Source organism: Mesorhizobium sp. (assembly GCF_004962925.1).
Taxonomy (GTDB): Bacteria; Pseudomonadota; Alphaproteobacteria; order Rhizobiales; family Rhizobiaceae; genus Mesorhizobium.
In genome coordinates this window covers 10,431-15,638 of sequence record NZ_SUEO01000118.1, presented here as the reverse complement: position 1 = coordinate 15,638, position 5,208 = coordinate 10,431, and the positions used below count along the sequence as shown (strand labels likewise).

The 5,208-nt window shown below is 62.6% G+C and carries 5 protein-coding genes and 1 pseudogene; 2 read left to right on the top strand and 4 right to left on the bottom strand.

What is annotated here, in order from left to right; all coding sequences use genetic code 11:
• Positions 1 to 101 precede the first annotated feature (101 nt).
• Complete coding sequence (locus tag E5W87_RS21675; protein WP_292402008.1) at positions 102 to 1,199, bottom strand: GH25 family lysozyme; 1,098 nt, start codon at positions 1,197 to 1,199, stop codon at positions 102 to 104.
• Between the two features lie 175 nt (positions 1,200 to 1,374).
• A complete protein-coding gene (locus E5W87_RS21670; RefSeq protein WP_292402005.1) occupies positions 1,375 to 1,611 on the bottom strand; it encodes a hypothetical protein in 237 nt (78 codons plus the stop codon).
• Between the two features lie 190 nt (positions 1,612 to 1,801).
• Between E5W87_RS21670 and E5W87_RS21665 the strand changes: the two genes are divergently transcribed.
• Together E5W87_RS21665 and E5W87_RS21660 are read left to right on the top strand one after the other, a co-directional pair.
• Complete coding sequence (locus E5W87_RS21665) at positions 1,802 to 3,571, top strand: acyl-CoA dehydrogenase (RefSeq protein WP_292402002.1); 1,770 nt, start codon at positions 1,802 to 1,804, stop codon at positions 3,569 to 3,571.
• A gap of 42 nt (positions 3,572 to 3,613) precedes the next feature.
• Positions 3,614 to 4,369 carry a crotonase/enoyl-CoA hydratase family protein gene (locus tag E5W87_RS21660; protein WP_292401999.1) on the top strand — a complete coding sequence of 252 codons (756 nt, stop codon included), beginning with the start codon at positions 3,614 to 3,616 and terminating at the stop codon, positions 4,367 to 4,369.
• Between the two features lie 41 nt (positions 4,370 to 4,410).
• Here the strand turns inward: E5W87_RS21660 and E5W87_RS21655 are convergent.
• A pseudogene (locus E5W87_RS21655) lies at positions 4,411 to 4,702 on the bottom strand (type II toxin-antitoxin system RelE/ParE family toxin).
• Positions 4,699 to 4,944, bottom strand: coding sequence for a CopG family ribbon-helix-helix protein (locus E5W87_RS21650; protein WP_126107218.1), 246 nt, complete (start codon positions 4,942 to 4,944; stop codon positions 4,699 to 4,701). Before E5W87_RS21650 ends, E5W87_RS21655 begins: the two are co-directional and overlap by 4 nt.
• Positions 4,945 to 5,208 lie beyond the last annotated feature (264 nt).

Here is a 5,208-nt window from a genome sequence, read left to right as displayed (position 1 = left end):
CTCGACCGGATCGATTGGCCGCAAGGCTTCTGCCGCCGCGACATCGGCTGGCAGGCCGTGGCGCGCGAGCAGGTGCGCTGACCTTCACCGGGTTTCAGATTTTAGCGCAGGCCACGATCGAACTCGGTCGATGCGGTGCTGACTGGATCGCCGGCGAGCGCGGCTTCAGGGGCTGATGCGGAGCGCTTTTCCTTCCGCGTCCAGGCGACATATTCGGCAATCCCACGCGGAAGGCGCGGCGCTGCCTTTACAAAAGGCAGTTGAAAGCTGCTGCGGAATTTGGTCCAGCGTGCGCTGAACGCGGCTGTTATTTCGGCGAAGGTCGGTGGTGCCGCCACGGTCGCGTAGGTGATGGCATTACCGGCTAGCCCGGCCTCGCGCGAGAGAGGCACCGGTATCGAGGCGAGGTAATCCGGTTGCACGTCGATCAGCCCGCCGAATGGCCATTGTGTGCGCAATGCGGCGGCATCTATCGGAGCGACATTGACATCGATGTCGTTGGGCGTGCCAGCCACCCGGTAGGGGCAGCGGAACCGCCCGCAATTGGCTTTTGCCGAAAACTGCCAGAGTGCGTAGCCTTGCCAGTTGCCCATTGGAAAATGCACGCCGATATCGGGCTTGTAGCGCGCATACCAGAGCGGCAGCCGCGACAGCAGCCGGTATTTGTACTTGTTGTCGGCGATGTGCCTGGCGGTCTTGCCGTTGGTGTAGAGCACCGGAAAGCGGCCAAGCCGTCGATGCACATGGCGGACGAATTCCTCGGCATCTTCGAGCGACATCCATTGCGTTGGGTCGTCGTCCTCGATGTCGAGCGCAAGCAGATCATCCGGCCCAGGTTTCGCAAAATTGATGAAATTATTGGCCTGTCCCACGGGGTTGCCGGGGCGGGCGAGATGATAAGCGCCCCATTTCAAGCCGAGCGCCTTGGCAACCACCTTGCGCGTTTGGAACAGTTCCTGTGCTACGGCATGGCGCTTCCACAGTGTCTTGCAGAGCCGCGTCTCGGTCTCGGCGCCGAAACAGAAATAGGGTGGCGGCATCCCGTCGGACGCCTTGTTGATGAAGCCGACGATGCGCTTGTCGGTGGCAAGTTGAGCCCAGTCGACGGAATTGTATTCGTAGGCGTCGATCACCAGCGCCCGGTCGGCATTCTTCCACGGCTCGGAAAAATCCGAGGCTTGTGCAGGCCCCAACGCCATTGTCATCGCGGCCGCGACGACGAGGGGCCCTAGACGGCGAAGGGGGTGCGCCGGCGGCTTCAAACAGCAGATCCTTGCTGGCCAAAGCCTGATCCTGAACCGCCATGGTTAAGGAAATGCTTTCGGCGGCCCGCGGCGAATGTCGCACTTCTGCCGGTGGCGGGTTTGCTGGGCATCAACGGCGGGAGGCCGGCTGGATCTGGAACGGGTCAGGCGTCGGTACCTGCGGCAGTGTTCCCTCGGCCTCGCGTTTGTGGTGATAGGCCAGCGAGCATTGCGGCGAACACAGGATGCCGCGATCCGACCAATAGGCGGCGCCGTCCTCGACCTTGCCCCGATAGTACCAAAAACCTGCCGCTCGATAGGACAGGCCGCATTCGATGCAGCGATAGGCGTCAGGTCTGGCGAGCACGGGCGATCCGATCCGGTATTTCTAGTCGGTCTTGCCGAATTTACCCTGTGTCGCAGCAATTGCAAAATCTGCGTGACAAATTTTGACGTTTACGTAAAAAGAAGGTGGGAGAGATGCGACCCAAAAGCGGATGGCTTTGCGTCGGCACGGATCTTAAGTTGACCTGCCGGACAGAGGAGGAGCGAGCGGCATGTATCGGGCACCAGTCGAGGAAATCGCCTTCACGCTGAAGCATGTGTCCGGCCTGAAGCCGGCGCTCGACGCCGGCACGTTTGGCGACCTTGGCGAAGACCTCGTCGACGCCATTCTGGCGGAAGCCGGCCGCTTCGCCACAGAGGAGGTTGCGCCGCTCTACAAGATCGGCGACGAGCATGGCGTGGTACTGAAGGGTGCGGCCGTGACTACGCCGCCTGGCTGGAAGGCGCTTTATCGCCGCTGGATCGACGGCGGCTGGAACGCACTGTCCGCGCCGGAGGAATTCGGCGGCCAGGCGCTGCCGACCATGCTCGGCGTCGCTGCGCTCGAAATGTGGAACTCAGCCGCAATGGCCTTCGGCATTGGCCCGACACTGACCATGGGCGCGGTCGAGGCACTCGACAAGCACGCCTCCCCGACGCTGAAGGCCAAATATTTGGAAAAGCTCGTCTCCGGCGAATGGATGGGCACGATGAACCTGACTGAGCCGCAGGCGGGCTCGGACCTGAATGCGTTGCGCGCCCGCGCCGAGCCGGCCGGCGACGGTACCTACTGCATCTTCGGGCAAAAGATCTTCATTACCTATGGCGAGCACGATTTTACCGACAACATCATTCATCTGGTGCTGGCGCGGCTGCCGGATGCGCCGGCCGGCATACGTGGCCTTTCGCTGTTCCTGGTGCCGAAATTCCTGGTCGGCGACGATGGCGCGCTGGGCGCACGCAACGACGTCTTCTGCTCCGGGCTGGAGCACAAACTGGGCATCCACGCCTCGCCGACCTGCACCATGATCTATGGCGATGGTTTCGAAGGCATGGCGCCTGGCGCGATCGGCTGGCTGATCGGCGAGGAAAACAAGGGCCTCGCCTGCATGTTCACCATGATGAACAATGCGCGGCTCGCGGTCGGCATGCAGGGCGTGGCGGTCGCCGAAGCGGCCACGCAGAAGGCGCTCACCTACGCCAATGACCGCCGGCAAGGCAAAGCTGCAAGCTACGACGGCAACGGCATGGCGCCGATCGTCCATCACCCGGACGTGCAGCGCAATCTCCTGACCATGAGGGCGCTGACCCAGATTGCGCGCGCCATCAGCTATTCCTGCGCGCATGCCATCGACAACGCGCGAATATCCAGTGGCGATAAAGCCATCCACTGGCAGGAGCGCGCCAATCTGTTGACGCCGCTGGCCAAGGCCTTTTCCACCGATGTCGGCGTCGAGGTCGCCTCGCTCGGGCTGCAGGTGCATGGCGGCATGGGCTTCATCGAAGAGACGGGTGCGGCAGCACTTTACCGCGACGCGCGCATCGCGCCGATCTATGAAGGCACCAACGGCATCCAGGCGATCGACCTGGTGGCGCGCAAGCTGCCGCTTGGCGGCGGCGAGCATGTTCATGGTTACATCGCCGAACTGAAAGCGGTCGCCAATCAGGTGCGGACCTCAAATCTTCAGGGGTTTGGCCGCACCGCCGATGGTCTCGACAAGGCACTCGACGATGTCAGCGAAGCGACACGTTTCCTGCAAGGGCTGCTGGCTGATGGGCACTCGGACGAGACGCTGGCCGGTGCGACGCCCTATCTGAGGCTGATCTCGCTTGCGGCGGGCGGCGCCTATCTGGCGCGCGGCGCGCTTGCCGACCAAGGCCGCATCGCCCTTTGCCGGTTCTTCGCCGAAAACCTGCTTGGCGAGGCGGGCGCGCTGAAGGAGCGCGTCATCGGCGGCGCTGAAAGTCTTGCGGCTGCCGGCAAGGCACTGATTTCTGCCTGAACTTCCTGACGTTCACAAGCTCACGTCCACAAGGGGCCGACCATGACAGACCATATCCTCGTCGAGCGCCAGGGCGCCATCCAGATCATCCGCATGAACCGTCCGGACAAGAAGAACGCGCTGACGCGCGCCATGTATGCGAAAATGTCCAAAACCCTTGTCGAGGGCGACGCCGATCCGGCGATCCGCGTTCATGTCTTCCTTGGTGTTTCAGGCGCCTTCTCGTCCGGCAACGATCTTGCCGATTTCATGGTCGTCGCCACCGGCGGCGAGGGCGGCACCGAAGTCTGGGATTTCCTGATGGCGCTGGCCAGGGCGGAAAAACCCATGGTTTCCGGCGTTGACGGCATTGCGGTAGGGATCGGCACCACGCTCAACCTGCACTGCGACCTGACCTTCGCCACGCCGCGCACAATGTTCCGCACGCCCTTCGTCGATCTCGGCCTGGTCCCTGAGGCCGGGTCGAGCCTGCTTGCGCCGCAGATCCTAGGGCGGCAAGGCGCCTTCGCGCTGCTTGGCCTAGGCGAGGGCCTTTCGGCCGAACGGGCGAAAGCCGCCGGATTGATCTACGCGGTGGTCGAGGAAAACGAGCTCGAAGCCTCAGTGCTTGCCGCCGCCGGTCAGATCGCGGCCAAGCCACCGCAAGCGCTGAAGATCGCGCGTGACCTGATGCGCGGCTCGCGTGAAGATCTCGTTGCCCGCATCGGCCAGGAAAGCGAGCATTTCCGCGAGCGGCTCAAATCCGACGAGGCCCGCGCCGCCTTGATGGCCTTCATGACCAGGAAGAAGGTAGGCTGAAGGCGGTGTGGCCTGATGACGGGGCCATGGTGTTGGCGATTTTACAGGGCCTGCGGCCACCGTTGGGCGGCGTGCATGACGGTGAGGATTTCGACAGTCTCGCCGTTGACGCGATAGGGGACGATATACGGAATATCGACCAAAACGAGCTCCCGCGTCGCCTTGATGCGCCCGATGCGCCCCATGGCCGGTTGCTCAGCGAGATGTTCCGCCGCCGTCACGATGCGCGCGATGACTCGGGCGGCCGCCTCGGAGTTGTCCTTCTCGATGTGCGCCGATTTCGTCAAGCCGACGCAGCGCTCGCTTGGTCCAGCGGATTCTTTTGCGGCTCATCCTTGGCGGGCGGACTTGACGTATTTTCCGACAACAGCGGCTACATCACGGTCACTGGCAAAATCGCCGCGCTCGGCTTCGGCCAACCCGGCCTCTATCTCGGCGAGTTGCCATTCCTCACGGGCTACAAAGTCCTCAATGGCCTGCGCAGCCACATAGGAGCGCGAGCGGTCGAGTTTTTCGGCAAGCTGGTCAAGTCTGTTTGCGGTTTCGTCCGGGACGCGCACGGTAAAAGCCGTCATGGTCTTAACTTTCGCTTGGTTCACGATGATTATTGGTGAACCAAGGTGGTTCGTCAAGAATTACCCTGAGCATCCGGGACAATCGGCGAAAGTGCACTCCATCTAGCGGTGTTCAGTTGCGATACGGATGCCGAGACCGATCAGCACCATTCCGGTGACGCCTTCGATGACGCGGCGGATTGATGGCCGGCGCAGAAAATCCCCGGCCTTGGCGACGACCGTCGCGTAAAGCGCCAGCCACGTAAAGGTCATGACGGCGAAGAC